General features: G+C 52.6%; 24 protein-coding genes. 11 read left to right on the forward strand and 13 right to left on the reverse strand.

Translation table 11 applies throughout. The annotated features are described in order from the left end of the window. Positions 1-18: 18 nt before the first annotated feature. From tdcC to M4I31_RS03115, 7 genes are all read left to right on the forward strand, one after another. Entirely contained in the window at positions 19-1,350 is a 1,332-nt protein-coding gene (tdcC, locus tag M4I31_RS03085; RefSeq protein WP_006687934.1) for a threonine/serine transporter TdcC, read from the forward strand. A gap of 31 nt (positions 1,351-1,381) precedes the next feature. Then, entirely contained in the window at positions 1,382-2,590 is a 1,209-nt protein-coding gene (tdcD, locus tag M4I31_RS03090; protein ID WP_085048673.1) for a propionate kinase, read from the forward strand. Between the two features lie 28 nt (positions 2,591-2,618). Further along, positions 2,619-4,913 carry a 2-ketobutyrate formate-lyase/pyruvate formate-lyase gene (gene tdcE, locus M4I31_RS03095; protein WP_085048674.1) on the forward strand — a complete coding sequence of 765 codons (2,295 nt, stop codon included), beginning with the start codon at positions 2,619-2,621 and terminating at the stop codon, positions 4,911-4,913. Positions 4,914-4,926: 13 nt separating this feature from the next. Continuing rightward, a complete protein-coding gene (locus M4I31_RS03100; protein WP_038634102.1) occupies positions 4,927-5,322 on the forward strand; it encodes an enamine/imine deaminase in 396 nt (131 codons plus the stop codon). 87 nt (positions 5,323-5,409) lie between these two features. Continuing rightward, positions 5,410-6,774, forward strand: a complete 1,365-nt coding sequence (gene tdcG, locus M4I31_RS03105) for an L-serine ammonia-lyase (protein ID WP_038634099.1) — start codon at positions 5,410-5,412, stop codon at positions 6,772-6,774. Positions 6,775-7,517: 743 nt separating this feature from the next. Next, positions 7,518-8,849, forward strand: a complete 1,332-nt coding sequence (locus M4I31_RS03110; RefSeq protein WP_038634097.1) for an amino acid permease — start codon at positions 7,518-7,520, stop codon at positions 8,847-8,849. A gap of 24 nt (positions 8,850-8,873) precedes the next feature. Continuing rightward, the gene (locus tag M4I31_RS03115) at positions 8,874-10,184 is read left to right on the forward strand and encodes a serine dehydratase subunit alpha family protein (RefSeq protein WP_085048675.1); all 1,311 of its coding nucleotides are present in this window, start codon (positions 8,874-8,876) and stop codon (positions 10,182-10,184) included. Between the two features lie 53 nt (positions 10,185-10,237). Here M4I31_RS03115 and M4I31_RS03120 read toward each other — a convergent pair whose 3' ends face one another. Both M4I31_RS03120 and M4I31_RS03125 read right to left on the reverse strand, forming a co-directional pair. Continuing rightward, a complete protein-coding gene (locus M4I31_RS03120) occupies positions 10,238-10,387 on the reverse strand; it encodes a hypothetical protein (protein ID WP_087856874.1) in 150 nt (49 codons plus the stop codon). Between the two features lie 26 nt (positions 10,388-10,413). Continuing rightward, positions 10,414-11,115 (reverse strand): pirin family protein, encoded by a 702-nt coding sequence (locus tag M4I31_RS03125; protein ID WP_085048676.1) that lies wholly within the window; start codon positions 11,113-11,115, stop codon positions 10,414-10,416. A 104-nt stretch (positions 11,116-11,219) separates the two neighbouring features. Between M4I31_RS03125 and yhaJ the strand changes: the two genes are divergently transcribed. Next, a complete protein-coding gene (gene yhaJ, locus M4I31_RS03130; protein ID WP_016154624.1) occupies positions 11,220-12,116 on the forward strand; it encodes a DNA-binding transcriptional regulator YhaJ in 897 nt (298 codons plus the stop codon). Between the two features lie 109 nt (positions 12,117-12,225). Here yhaJ and M4I31_RS03135 read toward each other — a convergent pair whose 3' ends face one another. The 11 genes from M4I31_RS03135 to M4I31_RS03185 all read right to left on the reverse strand — a co-directional run bounded on the left by M4I31_RS03135 (position 12,226) and on the right by M4I31_RS03185 (position 20,240). After that, positions 12,226-12,591, reverse strand: coding sequence for a DUF805 domain-containing protein (locus tag M4I31_RS03135; protein WP_038642883.1), 366 nt, complete (start codon positions 12,589-12,591; stop codon positions 12,226-12,228). Positions 12,592-13,452: 861 nt separating this feature from the next. After that, complete coding sequence (locus M4I31_RS03140) at positions 13,453-14,439, reverse strand: glutathione S-transferase family protein (RefSeq protein WP_038634087.1); 987 nt, start codon at positions 14,437-14,439, stop codon at positions 13,453-13,455. 71 nt (positions 14,440-14,510) lie between these two features. Further along, a complete protein-coding gene (locus M4I31_RS03145; protein ID WP_032940735.1) occupies positions 14,511-14,903 on the reverse strand; it encodes a DoxX family protein in 393 nt (130 codons plus the stop codon). Positions 14,904-15,075: 172 nt separating this feature from the next. After that, positions 15,076-15,375, reverse strand: coding sequence for a YqjK-like family protein (locus M4I31_RS03150; protein WP_038634085.1), 300 nt, complete (start codon positions 15,373-15,375; stop codon positions 15,076-15,078). Continuing rightward, on the reverse strand, positions 15,375-15,770 hold the full coding sequence (locus M4I31_RS03155; protein ID WP_038634082.1) for a phage holin family protein: 396 nt from the start codon (positions 15,768-15,770) through the stop codon (positions 15,375-15,377). The genes M4I31_RS03150 and M4I31_RS03155 overlap by 1 nt, the downstream gene beginning before the upstream one ends. Positions 15,771-15,772: 2 nt before the next feature. Then, positions 15,773-16,078 (reverse strand): YqjD family protein, encoded by a 306-nt coding sequence (locus M4I31_RS03160; RefSeq protein WP_006687949.1) that lies wholly within the window; start codon positions 16,076-16,078, stop codon positions 15,773-15,775. Positions 16,079-16,111: 33 nt separating this feature from the next. Continuing rightward, on the reverse strand, positions 16,112-16,480 hold the full coding sequence (locus M4I31_RS03165) for a DUF1090 domain-containing protein (protein ID WP_038634079.1): 369 nt from the start codon (positions 16,478-16,480) through the stop codon (positions 16,112-16,114). Between the two features lie 148 nt (positions 16,481-16,628). Continuing rightward, entirely contained in the window at positions 16,629-17,012 is a 384-nt protein-coding gene (mzrA, locus tag M4I31_RS03170; protein ID WP_085048677.1) for an EnvZ/OmpR regulon moderator MzrA, read from the reverse strand. Positions 17,013-17,015: 3 nt separating this feature from the next. Continuing rightward, the gene (yqjA, locus tag M4I31_RS03175) at positions 17,016-17,678 is read right to left on the reverse strand and encodes a DedA family general envelope maintenance protein YqjA (protein ID WP_003024820.1); all 663 of its coding nucleotides are present in this window, start codon (positions 17,676-17,678) and stop codon (positions 17,016-17,018) included. Between the two features lie 349 nt (positions 17,679-18,027). Further along, complete coding sequence (exuR, locus tag M4I31_RS03180) at positions 18,028-18,804, reverse strand: transcriptional regulator ExuR (RefSeq protein WP_038634073.1); 777 nt, start codon at positions 18,802-18,804, stop codon at positions 18,028-18,030. 134 nt (positions 18,805-18,938) lie between these two features. After that, on the reverse strand, positions 18,939-20,240 hold the full coding sequence (locus M4I31_RS03185) for an MFS transporter (RefSeq protein WP_032940740.1): 1,302 nt from the start codon (positions 20,238-20,240) through the stop codon (positions 18,939-18,941). Between the two features lie 472 nt (positions 20,241-20,712). On the opposite strand from M4I31_RS03185, the gene uxaC reads away from it, so the two are divergent. The 3 genes from uxaC (at position 20,713) to M4I31_RS03200 (ending at position 24,290) form a co-directional block, all read left to right on the forward strand. Then, complete coding sequence (gene uxaC, locus M4I31_RS03190; protein WP_085048678.1) at positions 20,713-22,125, forward strand: glucuronate isomerase; 1,413 nt, start codon at positions 20,713-20,715, stop codon at positions 22,123-22,125. Between the two features lie 14 nt (positions 22,126-22,139). Then, on the forward strand, positions 22,140-23,627 hold the full coding sequence (locus M4I31_RS03195) for a UxaA family hydrolase (protein WP_069324373.1): 1,488 nt from the start codon (positions 22,140-22,142) through the stop codon (positions 23,625-23,627). A gap of 108 nt (positions 23,628-23,735) precedes the next feature. After that, entirely contained in the window at positions 23,736-24,290 is a 555-nt protein-coding gene (locus M4I31_RS03200) for a YgjV family protein (RefSeq protein WP_069324372.1), read from the forward strand. Positions 24,291-24,296 lie beyond the last annotated feature (6 nt).

The following is a 24,296-nucleotide window of genomic DNA, read 5'->3' on the forward strand; positions in this document are numbered from 1 at the left end:
CTTCGTTGAGGATAGGATATGAGTACTACTGATAGCATTGTATCCAGCCAGACAAAGCAGTCGTCCTGGCGCAAATCGGACACCACCTGGACACTGGGTTTATTTGGTACAGCCATCGGCGCAGGGGTGCTGTTCTTCCCTATCCGCGCAGGTTTTGGCGGACTGATCCCCATTCTGATCATGCTGGTGTTAGCATACCCCATCGCTTTCTATTGCCACCGTGCGCTGGCACGCCTGTGTCTTTCCGGTTCTAACCCTTCCGGTAACATCACAGAAACGGTTGAAGAGCACTTTGGTAAAACGGGTGGCGTGGTAATCACGTTCCTCTACTTCTTTGCGATTTGTCCGCTGCTGTGGATTTATGGCGTCACCATTACCAACACCTTTATGACCTTCTGGGAAAACCAGCTGCAGATGCCCGCGCTGAACCGTGGCTTCGTGGCGCTGTTCCTGTTGCTGCTGATGGCATTCGTCATCTGGTTTGGTAAAGATCTGATGGTTAAAGTGATGAGCTACCTGGTATGGCCGTTCATTGCCAGCCTGGTGCTTATCTCTCTGTCACTGATTCCTTACTGGAACTCTGCGGTTATCGATCAGGTTGATATCAGCAATATCGCCCTGACTGGCCATGACGGCATCCTGGTTACCGTATGGCTGGGTATTTCCATCATGGTGTTCTCTTTCAACTTCTCGCCAATCGTTTCTTCCTTCGTCGTCTCTAAACGCGAAGAATATGAGAAAGATTACGGTCGCGAATTCACCGAGCAGAAATGTTCTAAAATCATCTCCCGCGCCAGTATGCTGATGGTTGCGGTGGTAATGTTCTTCGCCTTTAGCTGCCTGTTCACGCTCTCTCCGGCAAATATGGCGGATGCGAAAGCGCAAAACATTCCAGTGCTGTCTTACCTGGCGAACCACTTCGCTTCACTGTCCGGTACGAAGTCTACCTTCGCCACCATTCTGGAATACGGTGCTTCAATCATCGCCCTGGTTGCTATCTTCAAATCTTTCTTCGGCCACTATCTGGGGACGCTGGAAGGTCTGAACGGTCTGGTGCTGAAGTTTGGTTACAAAGGCGATAAAACCAAAGTTTCCATGGGCAAGCTCAACACCATCAGCATGATCTTCATCATGGGTTCCACCTGGGTTGTGGCATACGCCAACCCGAACATCCTGGACCTGATTGAAGCAATGGGCGCGCCGATTATTGCCTCTCTGCTCTGCCTGCTGCCGATGTATGCCATCCGTAAAGCGCCATCGCTGGCGAAATACCGTGGCCGTCTGGATAACGTGTTTGTTACCGTGATTGGTCTGCTGACCATCCTGAACATTGTCTACAAACTGTTTTAATCCTTAAGCTCAGGATGAGCGGAGTAGTGAAATGAATGAGTTTCCGGTAGTACTGGTTATTAACTGTGGTTCATCTTCCATTAAATTCTCAGTGCTCGATGCAGCAAACTGTGAAGTTTTAATGGCGGGAATTGCAGACGGTATTAACTCTGAAAATGCGTTCATAGCAATTAATGGAGGAGAGCCAGCTAAGCTGGCTCACCACAGCTACGAAGATGCATTAAAAGCGATTGCCGTTGAACTGGAAAAACGTAATTTAATGGACAGCGTGGCCTTAATTGGCCACCGCATTGCCCACGGCGGAAATATCTTTACCGAATCAGCAATTATTACTGAGGAAGTTATCGACAATATTCGCCGGGTATCGCCATTAGCACCGCTACATAATTATGCGAACCTGAGCGGGATTGAATCTGCTCAGCATCTTTTCCCAGGCGTGCAGCAGGTCGCGGTATTTGATACCAGCTTCCACCAGACGATGGCCCCAGAAGCCTATCTGTACGGTTTACCGTGGAAATATTTTGAGGAGTTAGGCGTTCGTCGTTACGGTTTCCACGGCACGTCGCATCGCTATGTTTCGCAACGGGCGCATGAACTTCTGGATCTGCAGAATGATGATTCTGGTCTGGTTGTGGCGCATCTGGGCAACGGCGCCTCTATCTGTGCGGTACGTAACGGGCAGAGCGTTGATACCTCGATGGGCATGACGCCGCTGGAAGGGCTGATGATGGGCACACGCAGCGGCGACGTAGATTTCGGCGCGATGGCGTGGATTGCCGCTGAAACCAACCAGACGCTGAGCGACCTTGAGCGCGTAGTGAATAAAGAGTCCGGGTTGCTGGGTATTTCCGGTCTGTCCTCTGACTTACGTACGTTAGAAAAAGCCTGGCACGAAGGGCATGAGCGCGCGCAGCTGGCGATTAAAACGTTTGTGCATCGTATTGCGCGTCATATCGCCGGACATGCCGCATCGCTGCATCGTCTTGATGGCATTATTTTCACCGGTGGAATCGGTGAGAACTCAGTATTAATTCGCCGTTTGGTTATCGAGCATCTGGCCGTTTTAGGTGTAAATATCGATAGCGAGATGAATGGTCTGCCAAATTCCCATGGCGAAAGAATTATCTCTAATAAGGATGCTCGTGTTATTTGTGCGGTTATTCCCACAAATGAAGAGAAAATGATTGCTCGTGATGCCATTGCGTTAGGCAAAATTAATATCCCAGTAGCATTTGCATAATTAATTTTCAGCAGAGAGATTATTTTTCATGAAGGTAAATATCGATACCAGCGATATGCTGTATGCCGAAGCCTGGAAAGGCTTTAAAGGTACGGACTGGAAAGAAGAAATTAATGTCCGTGATTTTATTCAGCACAACTACACGCCTTATGAAGGGGATGAATCTTTCCTCGCCGAAGCAACGCCAGCAACCACGGCGTTGTGGGAAAAAGTTATGGCGGGCATCCGTATTGAAAACTCGACCCATGCGCCGGTTGATTTCGATACCAATATTGCCACCACGATAACCGCGCATGACGCCGGTTATATTGAACAAGAACTGGAAAAAATCGTCGGTCTGCAAACGGATGCGCCGCTCAAGCGTGCCCTGCATCCGTTCGGCGGCATCAACATGATCAAAAGCTCTTTTGACGCTTATGGTCGTGAGATGGACGCTAATTTTGAATACCTGTTTACTGACCTGCGTAAGACCCACAACCAGGGGGTATTCGATGCTTATTCCCCGGATATGCTGCGTTGCCGTAAATCCGGCGTACTGACCGGTCTGCCGGACGGCTATGGTCGTGGCCGTATCATCGGTGACTACCGTCGCGTCGCGCTGTACGGTATCCGCTATCTGGTGCGTGAGCGTGAACTGCAGTTTGCCGATCTTCAGTCGAATCTGGAGTGGGGGCAGAATCTTGAAGCCACGATTCGTCTGCGTGAAGAGCTGTCTGAACACCGTCGCGCTCTGCTGCAAATGCAGGAAATGGCGGCGAAGTATGGCTGCGATATCTCCCGTCCGGCGCGAAATGCGCAGGAAGCGGTACAGTGGGTGTACTTTGCTTATCTGGCTGCGGTGAAATCGCAGAACGGCGGCGCCATGTCGCTGGGCCGTACCGCTTCGTTCCTCGACATCTACATTGAGCGCGACTTCAAAGCGGGAATTTTAAACGAACAGCAGGCGCAGGAACTGATCGATCACTTCATTATGAAGATCCGTATGGTGCGCTTCCTGCGTACGCCGGAATTCGACACCCTGTTCTCAGGCGACCCTATCTGGGCAACCGAAGTTATCGGCGGTATGGGGCTGGATGGCCGTACGCTGGTGACCAAAAACTCGTTCCGCTACCTGCATACGCTGCACACCATGGGGCCGGCGCCTGAGCCGAACCTGACGGTACTGTGGTCCGAGCAGCTACCGATTGCCTTCAAAAAATATGCCGCTCAGGTGTCCATCATCACCTCGTCTTTACAGTACGAAAACGATGATCTGATGCGTACTGACTTTAACAGCGATGACTATGCCATTGCCTGCTGCGTAAGCCCGATGGTTATCGGCAAGCAAATGCAGTTCTTTGGCGCGCGCGCCAACCTCGCCAAAACGTTGCTGTACGCAATCAACGGCGGTGTGGATGAGAAGCTGAAAATTCAGGTCGGGCCGAAAACGGCGCCGCTAATGGATGAAGTGCTGGATTACGACACGGTGATGGAGAGCCTGGACCACTTTATGGACTGGCTGGCCGTGCAGTACATCAGCGCGCTGAACATCATCCACTACATGCACGACAAGTACAGCTACGAAGCTTCGCTGATGGCGCTGCACGATCGTGATGTTTATCGCACGATGGCCTGTGGTATGGCGGGGCTGTCCGTAGCGGCGGATTCACTGTCGGCTATTAAATACGCCCGCGTGAAACCGATTCGTGATGAAAACGGTCTGGCGGTTGATTTTGAAATCGAAGGCGACTATCCGCAATACGGCAACAACGACGAGCGCGTAGACAGTATTGCCTGCGACCTGGTCGAACGCTTTATGAAGAAAATTAAGGTGTTGCCGACCTACCGTAATGCGGTGCCGACGCAGTCCATTCTGACCATCACCTCCAACGTAGTGTACGGCCAGAAAACCGGTAACACGCCGGATGGACGTCGCGCAGGCACGCCGTTTGCGCCAGGGGCGAACCCGATGCACGGCCGCGATCGCAAAGGTGCGGTGGCGTCGTTAACCTCGGTCGCCAAACTGCCGTTTACCTATGCCAAAGATGGTATTTCGTACACCTTCTCCATTGTGCCGGCTGCGCTTGGCAAAGAGGATAGCGTGCGTAAAACCAACCTGGTCGGGCTGCTGGATGGTTACTTCCACCATGAAGCGCATGTGGAAGGTGGGCAGCATCTAAACGTTAACGTTATGAACCGTGAAATGTTGATGGATGCCATTGAGCATCCGGAAAACTATCCGAACCTGACGATCCGCGTGTCTGGTTATGCGGTGCGCTTCAATGCGTTGACCCGCGAACAGCAGCAGGACGTTATTTCACGTACTTTCACCCAGGCGCTCTGACGCCGGAGGGGATATGAGAAAAGTTATTGCAACCGAATGTGCGCCAGGGGCGATTGGACCTTACGTACAGGGTGTGGATCTGGGCAGTATGGTGTTGACTTCAGGTCAGATTCCGGTGTGTCCACAGACCGGTGAAGTGGCAGAACACGTGGCCGATCAGGCGCGTCAAAGCCTGGAAAACGTGAAAGCGATCGTCGAGTCCGCCGGTTTGAAGGTGAGCGATATCGTCAAGACCACCGTTTTCGTTTCTGACCTGAACGACTTCGCCACCATTAACCAGGTGTACCAGCAGTTTTTTGATGAGCACAAGGCAATCTACCCTACGCGCAGCTGCGTACAGGTCGCCCGCTTACCAAAGGATGTGAAGCTGGAGATTGAAGCCATCGCCGTGCGTGGCGATACGCTGTAATCCCTTGCGGGGCGATCGCAGGATCGCCCCGATCCTTAATGAGTGTGAAACCTGGTCTTCACTGAACGGCAATCCGAGGGTGTGGATATGATTAGCGCATTCGATATTTTCAAGATTGGCATTGGACCTTCCAGCTCCCATACCGTGGGGCCAATGAACGCAGGTAAAAGCTTTATCGATCTGTTGGTCAGCAGCGGGGAACTCTTCAGGACCACGCATATCGTGGTTGATCTTTATGGATCGCTCTCTCTGACCGGCAAAGGTCATGCGACAGACGTCGCCATCATGATGGGACTGGCCGGTAACAGTCCGCAAAACGTTAATATAGATTCAATCGCTGGTTTTACTCAGGAAGTGGCCCGTACCGGACGTTTGCCGGTTGCTGAGGGCACGCATATTGTCGATTTCTCGCCAGACGAAAATATTCTCTTTCATAGCGAAACGCTGCCGCGCCATGAAAATGGTATGCGTATTACCGCATGGCACGGCAACGAGACACTGCTAAGTAAAACCTATTACTCCATCGGCGGTGGTTTTATCGTTGAAGAGGAGCAATTTGGTCAGGCGCATGACATTGAAACACCCGTGCCCTACAACTTTCATTCCGCCAGCGAACTGCTGAAGCTGTGCGAGCGCAACGGGTTGTCTGTTTCTGGCCTGATGATGCAAAACGAACTGGCGATGCGCAGCAAAGAAGAAATCGATGCTGGTTTTGCCGCCATCTGGGACGTCATGCACGCCGGGATTGAGCGCGGCATGAACACCGAAGGCGTCCTGCCGGGCCCGCTTAACGTCCCGCGTCGCGCCGTGGCGCTGCGGCGACTGCTGGTTTCCAGCGACAACCTGTCCAGCGACCCGATGAACGTTATCGACTGGATCAACATGTTCGCTCTGGCCGTGAGCGAAGAAAATGCCGCCGGGTGTCGGGTTGTTACCGCGCCAACCAACGGCGCTTGCGGAATTATTCCCGCTGTATTGGCCTATTACGATAAATTCCGCCGCCCGGTGAATGCGAACTCGATTGCCCGATATTTGCTGGCGGCTGGGGCGATAGGCGCGCTGTATAAGATGAATGCCTCTATTTCTGGTGCCGAAGTGGGCTGTCAGGGAGAGATTGGAGTAGCCTGTTCCATGGCGGCAGCAGGGCTGACAGAGTTGCTTGGCGGTAGCCCTGCGCAGGTATGCATTGCGGCGGAAATCGCCATGGAGCATAACCTGGGGCTGACCTGCGACCCGGTAGCCGGACAGGTGCAAATACCGTGCATCGAACGCAACGCGATCAACGCGGTAAAAGCCGTTAACGCCGCGCGTATGGCGTTACGTCGGACGTCTGAGCCACGCGTTTCGCTCGATAAGGTGATCGAGACCATGTACGAAACGGGCAAAGATATGAATGACAAGTACCGTGAAACTTCACGCGGTGGCCTGGCGATTAAAGTGGTTTGTACCTGAGATGAAAGGGTGTGTTGGTAGGCCGGATAAGGCGTAAGCGCCGCCATCCGGCAATGAATCCATCAATTTGGCATGATAGAAAAGGTGCACTTTAGTGTAATTTCGCTCAGTTAAGCATGTATGGAGAACATGTGATTCTTACTCAGGGTTCCGTTCACCTCAGCGCTGTCATTTTTCTGAAACGCAGTTACCCGTGAACGTGCAAGGGAGGCTCACCGCCGCCTCCCTTGCATCCCAGGCTCCCGGCGGGAAAATCGTCGCTGCGCGAGCTATTCGTCTTATTCCGTCTGCCTGTCGGGTCGGGGCCGAGCCTGCATCCCTGCAGGCCGTCCCCTCTGCCCGCATCCCTGCGGGCAGTCCCGGTCAGCCGTCAACGCCTCATCGATTTTCAGCCGGACCGGGGTCATCGCTTCAACGCTCTGACTTCCAGTTAAATCTGTTTTGCTGTTTTAACAAAAACGCAGAAGGTGAGGTGTTAACTGATCAGCATTAGCACTTTAGCGCGCATTTTTTGTTGTGATCTGCTTCAAAAACAGAAATTTAATACATTTAATGGTATTAAAAGAGAAATTATTTCTTAACTTTTAGAAATTACAGGGGTTTGTTTGTGAAGTTTTTCTCTGATCCCGCGCGTATCATTTATTCATTACTCCAATAGCTCACCTGCATCTTATGTACTGCGTATCGCATTAAGCAGTACGAAAAAAATAAAAAACCTCTACCTACACATTGAGCGGGAAATTATGGAAACGGCAACGAATAGCAGCGTAATACTCGACGCATCTGCTCCGGCGCGTCGGGCGGGAATGACCGAAAGCGAATGGCGCGAAGCCATTAAATTCGACAGCACGGACACCGGCTGGGTCATTATGAGTATCGGTATGGCAATCGGCGCGGGAATTGTTTTTCTTCCCGTCCAGGTAGGGCTGATGGGGCTGTGGGTATTCTTACTCTCCTCCATTATTGGCTACCCTGCCATGTATCTGTTCCAGCGTCTGTTTATCAATACACTGGCTGAATCTCCGGAATGTAAAGACTACCCGAGCGTGATCAGCGGCTACCTGGGTAAAAACTGGGGCATCCTGTTGGGGGCATTGTATTTTGTGATGCTGGTCATCTGGATGTTCGTCTATTCCACCGCCATTACTAACGACAGCGCCTCCTATCTGCACACGTTTGGCGTGACTGAAGGCTTACTGTCCGACAGCCCGTTCTATGGCCTGGTGCTGATTTGTATCCTGGTGGCCATCTCGTCGCGCGGGGAAAAACTGCTGTTTAAAATCTCTACCGGTATGGTACTGACCAAGCTGCTGGTGGTAGCGGCGCTTGGCGTGTCGATGGTAGGGATGTGGCATTTATATAACGTAGGTTCGCTGCCGCCGATGGCGCTGCTGATCAAAAACGCGATTATCACGCTGCCGTTTACGCTGACCTCGATTCTGTTTATTCAGACTCTGAGCCCAATGGTTATCTCATATCGTTCTCGCGAAAAATCCATTGAGGTGGCGCGTCATAAAGCGCTGCGCGCTATGAACATCGCGTTTGGTATTCTGTTCGTTACGGTCTTTTTCTACGCCGTTTCCTTCACGCTGGCGATGGGTCATGACGAAGCGGTTAAAGCCTATGAGCAGAACATTTCCGCTCTGGCGATTGCCGCGCAGTTTATTAGCGGCGATGGCGCTGGCTGGGTGAAAATCGTCAGCGTTATCCTGAACATCTTTGCCGTAATGACCGCCTTCTTCGGCGTCTATTTAGGCTTCCGTGAAGCTACTCAGGGGATCGTGATGAACGTGCTGCGCCGTAAAATGCCAGCCGAGAAAATCAATGAAACCCTGGTGCAGCGCGGCATTATGGTTTTCGCCATCTTACTGGCCTGGAGCGCAATTGTGCTCAATGCGCCGGTACTGAGCTTCACCTCTATTTGTAGCCCAATCTTCGGCATGGTGGGTTGTCTGATCCCGGCGTGGCTGGTCTACAAAGTTCCTGCACTGCACAAATACAAAGGCGCCTCTCTGTATCTGATTATTATCACGGGCCTGCTGCTGTGCGTTTCTCCGTTCCTGGCATTTTCCTGAGTTATCTGAGCAAAGGTTGTTGTTATGTTTGAGACTACATTGAATCCATTATGGGATAGTTTTATTCGCGCAGTGCAGGAAGAAGTGAAGCCCGCGCTGGGCTGCACGGAACCTATCTCTCTGGCTCTGGCGGCGGCCGTCGCCTCCTCTGAGCTGGAAGGCGCGGTTGAACGCATTGATGCGTGGGTCTCGCCAAACCTGATGAAAAATGGCCTGGGAGTGACCGTTCCGGGGACTGGCATGGTGGGGTTACCGATTGCCGCCGCGCTGGGCGCGATCGGCGGTAATGCCAAAGCCGGGCTGGAAGTGCTGAAAGACGCTTCGGCTGAGGCGGTGGCGCAGGCCAAAGCGATGCTGAGTGCCGGGAAGGTTACGGTGATGCTGCAGGAGCCTTGCGAAGATATTCTCTTTTCCCGCGCGAAAGTGTACAGCGCTGAAGGATGGGTGTGCGTGACCATTGTTGGCGGCCATACCAACGTTGTGCGCATTGAAACCAACAAAGGCGTGGTGTTCGCCACAGAAGAGAGCACTCAGGAAGAGGAGCAGGAATCACCGCTGGCGGTACTGTCTCACACCTCGCTGGAAGAGATTCTGGCGTTTGTGAATGCGGTGCCGTTTGCGTCAATCCGCTTTATTCTCGATGCGGCAAAACTGAACGGGGCGCTGTCTCAGGAAGGGCTGCGCGGCAACTGGGGCTTGCACATCGGGACTACGCTTGAGAAGCAGTGCGCGCGTGGCCTGCTGGCAAACGATCTGTCTACCGCTATTCTGATCCGTACCAGTGCGGCATCGGATGCGCGAATGGGCGGGGCGACGCTACCGGCGATGAGCAATTCCGGCTCCGGTAATCAAGGTATTACCGCCACCGTTCCGGTGATGGTGGTTGCTGAGCATTTTGGCGCGGATGAGGAAAAACTGGCGCGTGCGCTGATGCTGTCTCACCTGAGCGCAATCTACATCCATCATCAGCTTCCACGTTTGTCCGCACTGTGCGCGGCAACCACGGCGGCGATGGGCGCTGCGGCGGGTATGGCATGGATTGTCGATGGGCGCTACAACACCATCGCGATGGCGATCAGCAGCATGATTGGCGACGTGAGCGGAATGATTTGCGATGGCGCCTCAAACAGCTGCGCGATGAAAGTTTCAACCAGCGCATCTGCGGCGTGGAAAGCGGTGCTGATGGCACTGGACGATACTGCCGTAACGGGTAACGAAGGGATTGTGGCGCATAACGTGGAGCAATCTATCACTAACCTGTGCGCGCTGGCGTGTCGTTCAATGCAGGAAACCGACAAGCAGATCATTGAGATCATGGCCAGTAAAGCGCATTAATTTATAGGCCGGGTAAGGTGCAGCCGCCACCCGGCATCACTCTTAGCCGCCTTTCAGGCGGCTTCTTCATCTTCGAGCCGTAGCTCGGCATCGGCCACAATCGCTTCCAGTTCTGTCAGCATTTCTTCATAACCGAAAGTCGCCGTATTCTGTTTTTGCGGCTCAGCCTGCGGCTGGCGTTTTTTTGTTTTTTTCTTGCTCAATAGCCGTACTCCATTGTTTTCCATGACTATACGGGCAAATCTATCAGCAAAGCACGCAGCGGGGTATCGGCGACTAACGTTATGTTAGTCTCGTCACGAATAAATGCGCCATCGCCGCAGGTGAGGGCTTCTTTTTCGGCGCCAGCCGTCACCGCATGGAATCTGCCGTGGATCGACTGCAGATAAGCGCGAGGCCCATGTAACTGAAAACTGAGCGATTCGCCTTGTTGCAGCTCAACATGATGCACCCAAACCTGTTGGCGCAGATGCAGGCTGCCTTGCTCACCGTCCGGCGAGGCCAGCAGCTGATGCTTACCGGCACTCAGCGTGGCTTTCTGCACGCAGGTATTTTCGCGCTGCGGGCAGGCATCCAGCCAGAGCTGCATTCTGGTTAACGGCTTATCTTTACTGATATTGTGTTCGCTATAGCTGATCCCGGGTTGTGTCGCGAGCAATAGCACTTCGCCTGCTTTGGCCTGGATATGGTTGCCTTCACTGTCGCGGTACTCAGCTTCCCCTTCGAGGATCAGGTTGACGATATCCACTTTCGGATAGGTACGTGGCTGGAAAGAGGCCCCCGGTGCCAGAACTTCCTGGTTCAGAACACGCAGCGAGGCATAACCCAGCAGTTTAGGATCAAAATAGTGTCCAAAGGAGAAGGTATAACGGGCCTGCAGCCAGCCGTAGTCTGCCTGTCCGCATTGTTTGGCTGTACGGGTAGTAATCATAGTTCTTGACCTCTCTTTACTTCCTTTTATGTTAAATGGCTAGACGCTGCATTGTTAGCCAGATATTCTGCCCGGTATGTTCAAATTTCCTGAATGAGAACGAGATGGCCAAAGAAAGGGCTTTAACGCTTGAAGCGTTACGCGTCATGGACGCAATAGACAGACGCGGTAGCTTTGCCGCCGCGGCAGATGAACTGGGGCGGGTTCCGTCAGCCCTCAGCTATACCATGCAGAAGCTGGAGGAAGAGCTGGACGTCGTGTTGTTTGACCGTTCAGGTCACCGCACAAAATTCACCAACGTCGGGCGTATGCTGCTGGAGCGTGGACGCGTCCTGCTGGAAGCTGCGGATAAGCTGACTACCGATGCCGAAGCGCTGGCGCGTGGGTGGGAAACGCATCTGACTATCGTGACCGAAGCGTTGGTGCCGACGGCGGCGTTTTTCCCGCTGATCGACAGGCTTGCCGGGAAGGCCAATACCCAGCTTTCCGTTATCACCGAAGTTCTGGCCGGGGCGTGGGAGCGTCTGGAGCAAGGGCGAGCGGATATTGTGATTGCGCCGGATATGCATTTTCGCTCATCTTCAGAAATCAACTCGCGCAAGCTGTACTCGCTGATGAATGTGTATGTGGCGGCACCGGATCATCCTATCCATCAGGAGCCGGAACCGTTATCAGAAGTCACCCGCGTGAAATACCGTGGTATCGCGGTGGCGGATACCGCGCGTGAACGTCCGGTGTTGACCGTACAACTGCTGGATAAACAACCTCGTCTGACGGTGAGTTCGATAGAAGATAAACGTCAGGCGCTGTTAGCCGGACTGGGCGTGGCGACGATGCCGTACCCGCTGGTGGAAGAGGATATTGCGGCTGGTCGGTTGCGGGTAGTAAGCCCAGAGTCGACAAGTGAAATTGATATCATTATGGCCTGGCGGCGAGACAGTATGGGCGAGGCGAAATCCTGGTGTCTGCGGGAAATCCCGAAACTGTTTGCGGGAAAATAGCCGGACTGTTACGCCGGATACGGTGCAATTGCACCTTATCCGGCCTGGAGGACGGAGTATGTTGCAGGCCTGATAAGCGCAGCGCCATCAGGCATCTACATATGCTACGTCAGGATAACTGTTTGGGATCGGGCCCGAAGCGGTTGCTCCCCTGTGTCCCGTTTTGGCAGTTGAAAATGATGATAATCAACCAGCCAACGATCGGGATCAGCAGCACCAGCAGCCACCAGGCTGAACGATCGGTGTCATGCAAACGCCGGAACTGTACCGCCCACCAGGGGATAAACACCAGAACCCCATAAATCGTCGTTAAGATGCCTTCCCCTCCGGCGCGTTCCCAGCCAAGCATTCTGTCCAGGATACCCAGCACGAACGTGAAGATGATGTTGACCAGCACAAACATCCAGTATTCTTTACGACGCGCGCGACCACCAAAACCAAAGTAATTCTTTAATACGTTTAAATACCAATCCATTTTTGCCTCGTTCTGCATTCAATTACTTGTTTTTAAAGCAATCAAATTAAGAATAGCTGTGAATGAAATGATGGTAAATGTTTGATGTGTTAATTATTTGGCCCGCTGATGGGTAATACTTATCAGTGAACGCCTTAGTTTCAGAAACTATCGCCAGTGTGGTAGACGTTATGAATATGCGCTCTCAGAGAAAGGGTTCCGTTCACCTTATGTTCATCGTTTCTCTGAGACATCGATTCCTGTGAACGTGTAAAGGGCGTTCTCCGCCACGCCCTTTACAATCCCGGCTCCCGGCACGGAAAATTGCCACTTCGTGGTTCCCTCCGCTTATTCCTTCAGGCTTTCGGGCCGGGCGCGATGAAGCGTCCTTGCAAAGCGCGCCCTGAACCCGCATCCCTGCGGGTTCTCCCGGCCTTACGGAAACACGTCGGCAATTTTCAGCCGGACCAGCCACACCTGACCATCTGTATTTTTATTTGAATATATCTGAACAGCAAAACAGATTTTACTGGAAGTCAGAGCGTTGAAGCGATGACCCATGTCCGGCTGAAAATCGATGAGGCGTTGACGGCTGACCGGGTCTGCCCGCAGGGATGCGGGCAGAGGGGATGGCCTGCAGGGATGCAGGCTCGGCCCCGACCCGACAGGCAGACGGCATAAGACGAATGAATCGCGCAGCGACGATTTTCCCGCCGGGAGCCTGGGTTGCAAGGGAGGCGGCGGTGAGCCTCCCTTGCACGTTCACGGGTAACGGCGTTTCAAAGAAATGACACCGCTGAGGTGAACGGAACCCTGAGCAAAAATCACATGTTCGCCATACATGCTTAACTAATCGGTATTCCCCAAAGGGGCCAGTGTAAATTACGCGAAACGCTCGTCACGCCCGTGGGGTTCGTTAAGGTCCTGCCACGGCCCAACAGAAATAATACCAGTCGGGTTAATGGTTTTATGGCTACGGAAGTAGTGATTACGGATGTGATCGAAATTGACGGTTTCCGCAATGCCCGGTATCTGGTAGATGTCGCGCAGGAAACCATACAGGTTCAGATAATCGCTAATCCGGTATTTGTCGCACTTGAAATGGGTCACATACACGGGATCAAAACGTACCAGCGTGGTCCACAGGCGAATATCTGCTTCTGTTAACTGGTTGCCGGTCAGATAGCGATGCTGCCCCAGAATTTGCTCCAGACGCGCCAGGGATTGGAAGACTTTTTCCACGGCGTCGTCGTACGCTTCCTGGCTGGTGGCAAATCCGGCTTTGTACACACCGTTATTGACGTTGTCATAAATCCAGCCATTCAGCTCGTCGATTTGACTTTGCAGGGCTGACGGGTAGTAATCCCCGGCTTTTGCGCCCAAAGCATCAAAAGCGGTGTTAAACATGCGGATGATCTCCGCAGATTCGTTGCTGACAATGGTGTGATTTTTTTTATCCCACAACACCGGGACGGTTACCCGACCGCTGTAATGCGGATCGGCGTGCAGATAGAGCTGGTAAAGAAACTCGTGTTGATACAGCGTATCGCCGGTTGCAGCCGGGAAGGTATCATCAAAGGTCCAGCCGTTTTCCAGCATCAGCGGATGCACAACGGAAACGGAAATAAACGGTTCCAGCCCTTTGAGCTTACGCAAAATCAGCGTACGGTGCGCCCACGGACAGGCCAGAGAAACGTAGAGATGATAGCGGTCTTTTTCGGCAGCGAATCCCCCTTCGCCCGTTGGACCCGGTGCGCCATCCGCGGTGAGCCAGTTGCGGTAAGCCGATGCTGAACGTTGAAATTTTCCCCCGGTTGATTTGGTGTCATACCAGGTGTCATGCCATACGCCGTCAATCAGTTGTCCCATTTTATCGCCTCCTCAGATAGCAAAAGCGAGGAGATGTCTCCTCGCTTTTTCATGTGTTCAGTATAGTTCGCTTACCACTTTTTATTCAGTACACGGTCGATGCTGAATGCGCCCGGACCGGTGATAGCCAGCAGCAGGAAACCGCCTGCGATGGTCAGGTTTTTCATGAACATCAGAGAGTTCACGCCTTCCGCAAAGTTGCTGTGGAAGATGAACGCTGTCAGCAGCGTGAAGCCTGCGGTGAACAGCGCGGTAGTACGGGTCAGGAAGCCGAACAGGATTGCCAGACCACCGCCAAACTCAAGCAGGATGACCAGCGGTAACATAAAACCAGGCACGCCCATGGCTTCCATATACTGTTGGGTACCCGCATATCCGGTGATTTTTCCCCAGCCTGCGGAAATAAACAGGATTGGCATCAGAATGCGCGCTACCAGTACACCAACATCTTCTAATTTCTTCATCATTCACTCCAGGAAACCACTCAGGCGGCTTATTTTGTTTTGTGTGCAACGACGCTGCAGAGCGCGTCGTTGCTGTCGATGGAGAGAATCATAAACGTGCTTAATGACAATTGTTAGCAAGGAAAACTGTCAAATTTTTTCAAAAATTTTGAGGTTAGGGGAGTGAGAGGGATTAGCCGCGCAGTTGTTGCTGTCTGATGGTCGCTTTAACCAGACGCCAGATACTCCAGACGCTAAAACCGCGCTTAGCCCAGCGTACCAGCAGATTAGGGTTACGAATGGTACGAACTGCCATGATACTGCTACCCACTAACACCCAGCCACGTAGGTTCAACAGTGTTTTCCAACCACGATCGTAGACTTCGGTGGCCTCCAGCCAGTCGCGGCGAGTAGCAGACAGATCCAGCCGTTGCTGCTGGATCTGTCCAAGCAGTTGCGCCTTACGTTGTTGACGTTCGACTTTACTGCTCATTATGCATCATCCTCCAGGGCCTGCCTGTCGTTTGCGAGTTCGTGGCGCGTATGGCGTAGCAGTGTTGTTTTGCGAGCTTTACGCAGAGTCCATATCCCGCCAATAAGCGCCATAACCAACAGCACAACGGTGGTGGCAATCATTGCGTTCAGGCGATATTGCGGATCAATGGCCCAGATGATAAGCACCATCAGGCTCATCAGCCCAAACGCCGCGAACAGCATGGTCAGCCCAAGCATCAGCAGGATCTGGATGAGATTTGATTTTTCCTCTTCCAGTTCCACGACGGCCAGCCGCAACCGCGTTTCTACGATCTCAACGAGAATCGTCAGGATCCGCTGTCCAATACCCAGTACGCTTTTGCCTGGACCTTGTGCGTGTTGAGAGTCAGCCATTGTTAACGGCGCGACAGCAGTACACCAAGCACCACACCGACTGCAGCGCCAATCCCGACGCCAGTCCATGGGTTTTCGCGTACATAGTTATCGGCTTTGGCCGCGGCTTCACGGGTCTGTTTGGCAATCACATCGCTGGTTTCACTCAGACGATGACGGCTCTCCCGCAGGGCGTGTTCGGCTTTGCTGCGAATTTTACTCATCTCTTCCTTCGACTTATCGCCAGAGGAGCTAAGTACTTCTTCAAGCGTATCCGCAAGAGATTTCAGCTCAGCGCGCAGGTTGTCCGTAGCATTATCTTTCGACATAGTTTTCTCCAGTTGAGTGGGTAGTTACCGTACTTAGTAATCGCGTGATTCGAGTTCTTTCAGCTCATTCTGAGCTTCGGCAAGCTTACGTTCGCGTTTGGCAATTTTATCCGCATCACCTTTTTGCTTCGCCTCGGCTAAATCATCTTGACGCTCGGCTATCTCATCTTTCTGCTCTGCGATTTTTTTCTGATGGTCGGCGCGCAGTTTGCTGTCAGTACAGTTGGCCCGAACCTCACTAAGTGCTTTGTTCAGACCATTGATGCGGTTCTGATTGTTGTGCTTTTCGGCATAGCTAATCTCCCGCTGAATATCCTGTTCTTTTTCCTGACAGAGGGTGGTGGCGTAACTGCCGGCACTGAGAGCGAAAAGGCTAATAGCCAAAGCGATGCGGTATTTCATTCTTGAACCTTCCATTGTGATTCGACGTTGTGGCTTGCGGTCGATGCTCCAGATTAATAAAACGTTGGGCCATAATCCCAGTTTATTAATCATAGGCGCTAAACGGTGAAATCACCAAAGTGAGTGATCTAATTCAGATTCCTGGAGATTAACCAAAACGGTGCGGGGTATCACGTAAGCGGGATAACCACTGCACCGCCTGATTATCATCATCCTGCTGAGCGATGACGAAACCATGTGGCAACGTACGGTCCAGCACCACTTTGGCGGCTGCGCTCTGCGCGCTGGAATCAAAAGTGATCAGCAGCGCGTCATTTTGCGGGGTAATACTTTTAAAGCGGATGCCGTTGGCATCCAGGTGATGCCAGATAGAGAAGCCATCAGGCATGCTGGCTCCCTGGTTTATGGCGCGAATGGCAAGCGTTGACTCCTGCTGGCGAATAACCGACCAGGTCAGGAGCAGCGCCCCGATAAACAGCATAAAGGTGGTGGCCCAGGCAAGTCGTCGGAGCGTTATGCATGATTTCAGCATAATTTATCCTCGGTTCCCGTATTTCTTTTTCCACAGCACAACCAGTGAACCCGCCAGACCAAACACCAGTAACACCACAGGAAGCAGCATCAGGCAAGACATGAGCTGATCTTCATACTTAAGAAATACCGGCGTTTTGCCCAGCAGATAGCCAAGCGTTGTGAGGATCAGGACCCAAAGCAATCCGCTCATCCAGTTAAAGAACTGAAAGCGCGCATTATTCAGGCCGGATAACCCTGCGATGGTCGGCAGTAATGTTCTGACAAACGCAATGAAGCGACCAACCAGCAGCGCAGACAAGCCATGCTTATGAAAAAGATGATGCGCGCGCTGATGGTAATGCGCAGGAAGATGCGACAACCAGTTTTGCACGGTGCGGGTGTTTCCCAGCCATCGCCCCTGGATATAACTAAGCCAACAGCCGAGGCTGGCCGCGGTGGTGAGTAGCAGTACCGTTTGCGGAAAACCCATTGCGCCTTTGGCAATAAGCACGCCGACCAGTACCAGCAAACTGTCGCCGGGTAAAAACGCTGCTGGCAGCAGTCCATTTTCCAGAAACAAAATGGTAAATAGTACAAAATAGAGCATGCCAATCATGGAAGGATTGGCCAGAGTTTCAAAATCCTGAGCCCATAAAGCATTCAGTAATTGAGTCAGTAGTTCCATTCAATATTCCTGGAGAATCGGTTATCGTCATGCCGGTTTTTCTGGATTTTGTAACACCGCGATTTTATTGATATTTTTTGCAAGGTGCGCGGTCTGATACAAATTCACGGCCTGAACTGTTCCCTGTGAAGTTGTGAAGTTAGCAAGCTCTTAAACACAAAAATTCAAATAGCATCTAATTGTAACAAAGGTCAACGTTGTCCGTTATAGAAATTACGGTTGCTGAACTCTGATTTTGCTTATCGCATTAGAGGGAGGCGAGAGGATTTACACAGGCTGACATTTTATACCTAATGCTTACCAAGCATCAGGTACAGGCGCTTCGTCACGCCTGTATCGATAAGATTGATTATTTTGCGCCGTTAGCGGCCGTATCGAGATGAACGACCGGATTTTCAGTAAAAAGGTAACGGTCCGCGTTGAACTCAAAATCATCGCTGGTTTCGTTAAACAGCATCTGCTTCGTGTTCTCCAGATGCTGCCACATCGCCAGTTTAGCGGCATGGGGATCTTTGCGAATCAGCGCCCGCAGGATCTGATCATGGTCGTCGCACCAGTTATCTACCGTACGCGAGTCGATGTGGTCGTGCAGTTTTTTCCAGTAAGGGTTGTGAATACGCTGAGTCCACATTTTTTCCACGATGGCGGCCAGGGCGGAGTTCTGCGTGGCCAGCGCGACCTGCACATGGAACTGGAGATCCCATTCGGAGTCACGAAAGCTTTTTTCATTACGCGACTTCTCCTGAATTTCCATCAGTTTCATGATGTCCTGTTTGGTCACCTGAGTGGCGGCAAACTCGGCAATGTTGCTTTCAATGAGCTGTCGAGCCTGAAGCAGCTCAAAAGGACCGTAACTGGCGAATTCCAGACCTTCGTCGGGAGCAACATAATGTTTGGGTTGGTTAGAGATGACGTGGATCCCCGATCCTTTACGCACCTCAACATAGCCCTCAACTTCCAGCATGATAATCGCTTCACGAACCACGGTACGGCTGACATTTTTTTCATCGGCGATAAAGCGCTCGGCGGGAAGTTTGTCACCCACCAGATAGACGCCCTGCTCAATGCGTTCTTTAAGATCAGCGGCAAGTTGTTGGTATAAACGGCGTGGTTCAGTGATTTCCATATGCGCTCCAGGCATGATACGGCAGACTATATTTGTTATACCACTTTTGCGATTACGCCTCCACTCGCGAGGACAAAAAAGCCGCCAGATAGCTGGCGGCTTAGCATTAAATAACCTTGCTGTATCGCATCTGGTTAACTTTGCGTCGCGGGATCGCCCGTCTGTGGACCTGAATCTATCTCGCTGGCTGATTTGTTCTGTAGTACCGTCCAGATGACCAACGCGCCAAGCAGGTCGAATACCGCCAGCACGGCGAACAGCGGGCTAAAGCCGATGGTGTCGGCCAGCGCGCCAACGACCAGAGCAAACAGCGTACTGGCAAGCCAGGCGGACATACCGGTCAGACCGTTCGCGGTTGCCACTTCATTACGACCAAATACGTCAGAAGAGAGCGTAATCAGCGCACCGGACAGCGCCTGGTGAGCAAAGCCGCCGATGCACAGCAGGGCGATAGCGATATACGGGCTGGTGAACAGACCAATCATGCCAGGGCCAATCATCAGCAGCGCGCCCATGGTGACCACCATTTTACGGGACACGATCAGGTTCACGCCGAACCAACGCTGGAACAGCGGTGGCAGGTAACCCCCAACGATACAGCCCAGGTCAGCAAACAGCATTGGCATCCAGGCAAACATGGCGATTTCTTTCAGGTTAAAGCCGTAGACTTTGAACATGAACAGCGGGATCCAGGCGTTGAATGTCCCCCACGCCGGTTCTGCCAGGAAACGCGGCAGCGCGATGCCCCAGAACTGGCGGTTACGCAGGATCTGGCCGAGCGACATTTTCTTCGAGGTCGTGTTTTTATGCTGTGATTCCTGGCCGTTCAGAATGTAATCACGTTCTTCATCAGACAGTTTTTTCTGGTCGCGTGGATGTTTGTAGAACACCAGCCAGGACATCGCCCAGATGAAGCTCAGGGCGCCGGAAATAATGAATGCCATCTGCCAACTGTGCATGACGATAGCCCAGACCACCAACGGCGGTGCAATCATCGCGCCGATAGAAGAACCAACGTTGAAATAACCCACGGCGATGGAACGTTCTTTTGCCGGAAACCATTCTGAACTGGCTTTCAGGCCAGCCGGGATCATTGCGGCTTCAGCTGCACCTACCGCGCCTCGCGCCAGCGCCAGTCCGCCCCAACTGCCAGCCAGTGCGGTCGCGCCACAGAAGACGGCCCACAGAACGGCGAACATCGCGTAACCGATTTTTGTGCCGAGTACATCAAGCACGTAACCTGCCACGGGTTGCATTACGGTGTAAGCAGCAGAATACGCTGCGATGATATAGGAATACTGTTGAGTGGAGATGTGTAACTCTTCCATCAGAGTCGGCGCAGCTGCCGCCACAGTGTTACGTGTGAGGTAACCCAACACGGTGCCAAGCGTCACCAGTGCGATCATGTACCAACGTAACCCTTTAATTTTACGCATGTAAAACCTCATCGTTTTGTTATGTCCGCCAACGAGCGGTCATCTTCCAGTTCAGGGCGGAGGATGTTCTTTTACGAGGGGGAACCGAAAAAAAAGCCGGTACTCCCCGAACGTTGCCATGTCAATAGTTGTGCTAATTCGGTTTCCGTACCGGTCAATCCGATGTTGATACATCGGTAATTTGCATTCCGTCGGCTTATGTATCGCGACGGCCAAAAGATAACTTGTCATACAACTTTAAAAGGTGAGTGCCATCACAAAAGTGTGAATCTTCGTGTGGTCATTATTTCGATTCAGCAAAGCCAGTACTGGCGCGGCCTGAGGCATGATTTACCTCTTTGAGAGTAATTTTTTTGTCATCATTTGTTGATCTAACTCACGAAAATATCTTCGGGGTGTGGAAATTGGTGTGATAACTTTGTCAACATCAAAACATAAGCAATCTGACGCACTCGTTGAGAGGAAGACGATAATGACTCCGTTTATGACTGAAGATTTCCTGCTGGATACCGAATTTGCCCGCCGTCTGTATCATGATTACGCCAAAGACCAGCCGATCTTCGATTACCACTGCCATTTACCACCGCAACAAATCGCTGAAAACTACCGTTTTAATAACCTGTATGACATCTGGCTGAAGGGTGACCACTATAAGTGGCGTGCGATGCGTACCAACGGCGTCGCTGAGCGCCTGTGTACCGGCGATGCCTCCGATCGTGAGAAGTTTGATGCCTGGGCCGCTACGGTTCCGCACACTATCGGTAACCCGCTGTACCACTGGACCCACCTCGAGTTACGTCGCCCGTTTGGTATTACAGGTAAGCTGCTGTCTCCGGCAACGGCTGACGAAATTTGGAACCAGTGCAACGAACTGCTGGCGCAGGATCAATTCTCCGCGCGTGGCATCATGCAGCAGATGAACGTGAAAATGGTCGGCACCACCGATGACCCGATCGATTCTCTGGAGCATCACGCCGCCGTTGCCAAAGACGGAAGTTTTGATGTGAAAGTGCTGCCGAGCTGGCGGCCGGATAAAGCCTTCAACATCGAACTGGCGACCTTTAACGATTACATGGCCAAGCTCGGTGAAGTCTCTGACACCGATATCCGTCGTTTCGCTGACCTGCAGACCGCGCTGACCAAACGTCTGGACCACTTCGCCGCTCACGGCTGTAAAGTGTCTGACCACGCGCTGGACGTTGTCCTTTTCGCGGAATCTAACGAAGCGGAGCTGGATAGCATCCTGGCTCGTCGTCTGGCCGGTGAAACCCTGAGCGAGCATGAAGTCGCCCAGTTCAAAACCGCTGTGCTGGTGTTCCTCGGTGCAGAATACGCACGTCGCGAATGGGTACAGCAGTACCACATCGGCGCGCTGCGTAATAACAACCTGCGTCAGTTCAAACTGCTGGGCGCGGACGTCGGCTTCGACTCCATCAATGACCGTCCGATGGCGGAAGAACTGTCCAAACTGCTGAGTAAGCAGAACGAACAGAACCTGCTGCCGAAAACCATTCTGTACTGCCTGAACCCGCGTGATAACGAAGTGCTGGGCACCATGATCGGTAACTTCCAGGGCGAAGGCATGCCGGGCAAAATGCAGTTCGGTTCCGGCTGGTGGTTCAACGATCAGAAAGACGGGATGGAACGTCAGATGACACAGCTGGCGCAACTGGGCCTGCTGAGCCGCTTCGTCGGCATGCTGACCGACAGCCGTAGCTTCCTGTCTTACACCCGTCACGAATACTTCCGTCGTATTCTGTGCCAGATGATCGGTCGTTGGGTTACTGCGGGCGAAGCCCCAGCCGACATCCAACTGCTGGGTGAAATGGTGAAAAACATTTGCTTCAACAATGCGCGCGATTATTTCGCCATTGAACTGAACTAAGGTCCGGGGTTGATATGCAATACATCAAGATCCATACGCTGGATAACGTTGCGGTAGCGCTCGCTGATTTGGCTGAAGGAACCGACGTGACCGTTGACGGGCAGGCGGTAACCCTGCGCCAGGCGGTCTCTCGTGGACATAAATTCGCACTCTGCGAGATCGCACAGGGTGAGAACGTCATGAAATATGGCCTGCCGATCGGCCATGCTTTGGTTGATATCGCGGCGGGCGAGCATATTCATGCTCATAACACGCGTACCAATCTGAGCGATCTGGATGAATATAGCTATCAACCCGACTTTCAGGAACCTGAAGCGCAACCAGCGGATCGTGATGTACAGATCTACCGTCGTGCCAACGGCGATGTTGGCGTGCGTAACGAATTGTGGATCCTGCCGACAGTAGGCTGCGTCAACGCCATGGCCCGTCAGATGCAGAATCGCTTCCTGAAAGAGACCAACGACGCCGAAGGTATCGACGGCGTGCATCTCTTCAGCCACACCTACGGCTGCTCACAACTGGGAGACGACCATATCAACACCCGCACCATGCTGCAAAACATGGTGCGCCACCCGAACGCGGGCGCAGTGCTGGTGGTCGGCCTCGGCTGTGAAAACAACCAGGTTGACGCTTTTCGCGAAACCTTAGGCGAGTATGATCCCGATCGCGTTCACTTTATGGTCTGTCAACACCAGGAAGACGAAGTGGAAGCGGGGATCGAACATCTTCACCAGTTGTACAACGTGATGCGTAACGATAAGCGTGAACCTGGTAAGCTGGGCGAGTTGAAGTTTGGTCTGGAATGCGGCGGCTCTGACGGCCTGTCCGGCATTACCGCCAACCCGATGTTGGGCCGTTTCTCCGACTACGTGATTGCCAACGGCGGCACCACCGTGCTGACCGAAGTACCGGAAATGTTCGGCGCCGAGCAACTGCTGATGGACCACTGCCGTGACGAAGAAACGTTCGGCAAGCTGGTCACTATGGTGAATGACTTCAAACAGTACTTCATTGCTCACGACCAGCCGATCTACGAGAACCCATCGCCGGGTAACAAAGCGGGCGGTATTACCACCCTGGAAGATAAATCGCTGGGCTGTACCCAGAAAGCGGGTTCCAGCCAGGTGGTGGACGTATTGCGCTATGGCGAACGTCTGAAAACGCACGGCCTGAACCTGCTAAGCGCACCGGGTAACGACGCAGTCGCCACCAGTGCACTGGCGGGCGCGGGCTGTCATATGGTGTTGTTCAGTACCGGTCGCGGTACGCCGTATGGTGGATTTGTGCCGACGGTGAAAATTGCTACCAACAGCGAGCTGGCAGCGAAGAAAAAGCACTGGATCGATTTTGACGCCGGACAACTGATCCACGGCAAAGCGATGCCACAGTTACTGGAAGAATTTGTCGATACCATCGTCGATATCGCTAACGGTAAGCAAACCTGCAACGAGCGAAACGATTTTAGAGAACTGGCTATCTTTAAAAGCGGCGTAACCCTTTGATTGTAAAGATGTGGGCCTGATAAGCGCAGTGCCATCAGGCTCAAACCGTGGCCGGATGGCGGCGAACATGCCTTATCCGGCCTACGAAATGGAGTTGGGGTTGCTTGCATGACCGCGTATTGGCTGGCTCAGGGCGTAGGTGTCATCGCCTTTCTAATCGGCATTACCACCTTTTTCAATCGTGATGAGCGTCGGTTCCGGCTGCAACTCGCTGTCTATAGTGCCACCATTGGTGTGCATTTTTTCCTGATGGGTGCCTGGCCTGCAGGAATGAGTGCCGAGCTTAATACTATCCGCACACTCGTCTCGATGCATACCCGCAAACTGTGGGTAATGACCGTTTTTATTATCCTCACCCTGGTTCTCGGACTTGCGAAATTACAGCATGCGATGGAGCTGTTGCCGATAATCGGCACGCTGGCCAGCACCTGGGCGTTGTTTCGCTGCCAGGGGTTAACCGTGCGTTGCGTTATGTGGTGCGCAACCGCCTGTTGGGTTATCCATAATTTCTGGCTGGGATCGATTGGCGGGACGATGATCGAAGGGAGTTTTCTGGTGATGAACGGCCTGAACATTATTCGCTTCCGGCGGATGCAAAAACGCGGAATTGATCCGTTCAAAATTGAAAAAAGCGTACAAGCTAAGAACCCCTCCGCCCGATGACGGAGC

The sequence above is a fragment of the Citrobacter sp. XT1-2-2 genome, assembly GCF_023516235.1.
In the GTDB taxonomy this organism is placed as follows: Bacteria; Pseudomonadota; Gammaproteobacteria; order Enterobacterales; family Enterobacteriaceae; genus Citrobacter; species Citrobacter werkmanii.

What these genes read in the sequence shown, in the direction of transcription:
- tdcC (WP_006687934.1), top strand. Translation starts at nt 19, where the DNA reads ATGAGTACTACTGATAGCATTGTATCCAGCCAGACAAAGCAGTCGTCC.
- tdcD (WP_085048673.1), top strand. Translation starts at nt 1,382, where the DNA reads ATGAATGAGTTTCCGGTAGTACTGGTTATTAACTGTGGTTCATCTTCC.
- tdcE (WP_085048674.1), top strand. Translation starts at nt 2,619, where the DNA reads ATGAAGGTAAATATCGATACCAGCGATATGCTGTATGCCGAAGCCTGG.
- M4I31_RS03100 (WP_038634102.1), top strand. Translation starts at nt 4,927, where the DNA reads ATGAGAAAAGTTATTGCAACCGAATGTGCGCCAGGGGCGATTGGACCT.
- tdcG (WP_038634099.1), top strand. Translation starts at nt 5,410, where the DNA reads ATGATTAGCGCATTCGATATTTTCAAGATTGGCATTGGACCTTCCAGC.
- M4I31_RS03110 (WP_038634097.1), top strand. Translation starts at nt 7,518, where the DNA reads ATGGAAACGGCAACGAATAGCAGCGTAATACTCGACGCATCTGCTCCG.
- M4I31_RS03115 (WP_085048675.1), top strand. Translation starts at nt 8,874, where the DNA reads ATGTTTGAGACTACATTGAATCCATTATGGGATAGTTTTATTCGCGCA.
- M4I31_RS03125 (WP_085048676.1), bottom strand. Translation starts at nt 11,115, where the DNA reads ATGATTACTACCCGTACAGCCAAACAATGCGGACAGGCAGACTACGGC.
- yhaJ (WP_016154624.1), top strand. Translation starts at nt 11,220, where the DNA reads ATGGCCAAAGAAAGGGCTTTAACGCTTGAAGCGTTACGCGTCATGGAC.
- M4I31_RS03135 (WP_038642883.1), bottom strand. Translation starts at nt 12,591, where the DNA reads ATGGATTGGTATTTAAACGTATTAAAGAATTACTTTGGTTTTGGTGGT.
- M4I31_RS03140 (WP_038634087.1), bottom strand. Translation starts at nt 14,439, where the DNA reads ATGGGACAACTGATTGACGGCGTATGGCATGACACCTGGTATGACACC.
- M4I31_RS03145 (WP_032940735.1), bottom strand. Translation starts at nt 14,903, where the DNA reads ATGAAGAAATTAGAAGATGTTGGTGTACTGGTAGCGCGCATTCTGATG.
- M4I31_RS03150 (WP_038634085.1), bottom strand. Translation starts at nt 15,375, where the DNA reads ATGAGCAGTAAAGTCGAACGTCAACAACGTAAGGCGCAACTGCTTGGA.
- M4I31_RS03155 (WP_038634082.1), bottom strand. Translation starts at nt 15,770, where the DNA reads ATGGCTGACTCTCAACACGCACAAGGTCCAGGCAAAAGCGTACTGGGT.
- M4I31_RS03160 (WP_006687949.1), bottom strand. Translation starts at nt 16,078, where the DNA reads ATGTCGAAAGATAATGCTACGGACAACCTGCGCGCTGAGCTGAAATCT.
- M4I31_RS03165 (WP_038634079.1), bottom strand. Translation starts at nt 16,480, where the DNA reads ATGAAATACCGCATCGCTTTGGCTATTAGCCTTTTCGCTCTCAGTGCC.
- mzrA (WP_085048677.1), bottom strand. Translation starts at nt 17,012, where the DNA reads ATGCTGAAATCATGCATAACGCTCCGACGACTTGCCTGGGCCACCACC.
- yqjA (WP_003024820.1), bottom strand. Translation starts at nt 17,678, where the DNA reads ATGGAACTACTGACTCAATTACTGAATGCTTTATGGGCTCAGGATTTT.
- exuR (WP_038634073.1), bottom strand. Translation starts at nt 18,804, where the DNA reads ATGGAAATCACTGAACCACGCCGTTTATACCAACAACTTGCCGCTGAT.
- M4I31_RS03185 (WP_032940740.1), bottom strand. Translation starts at nt 20,240, where the DNA reads ATGCGTAAAATTAAAGGGTTACGTTGGTACATGATCGCACTGGTGACG.
- uxaC (WP_085048678.1), top strand. Translation starts at nt 20,713, where the DNA reads ATGACTCCGTTTATGACTGAAGATTTCCTGCTGGATACCGAATTTGCC.
- M4I31_RS03195 (WP_069324373.1), top strand. Translation starts at nt 22,140, where the DNA reads ATGCAATACATCAAGATCCATACGCTGGATAACGTTGCGGTAGCGCTC.
- M4I31_RS03200 (WP_069324372.1), top strand. Translation starts at nt 23,736, where the DNA reads ATGACCGCGTATTGGCTGGCTCAGGGCGTAGGTGTCATCGCCTTTCTA.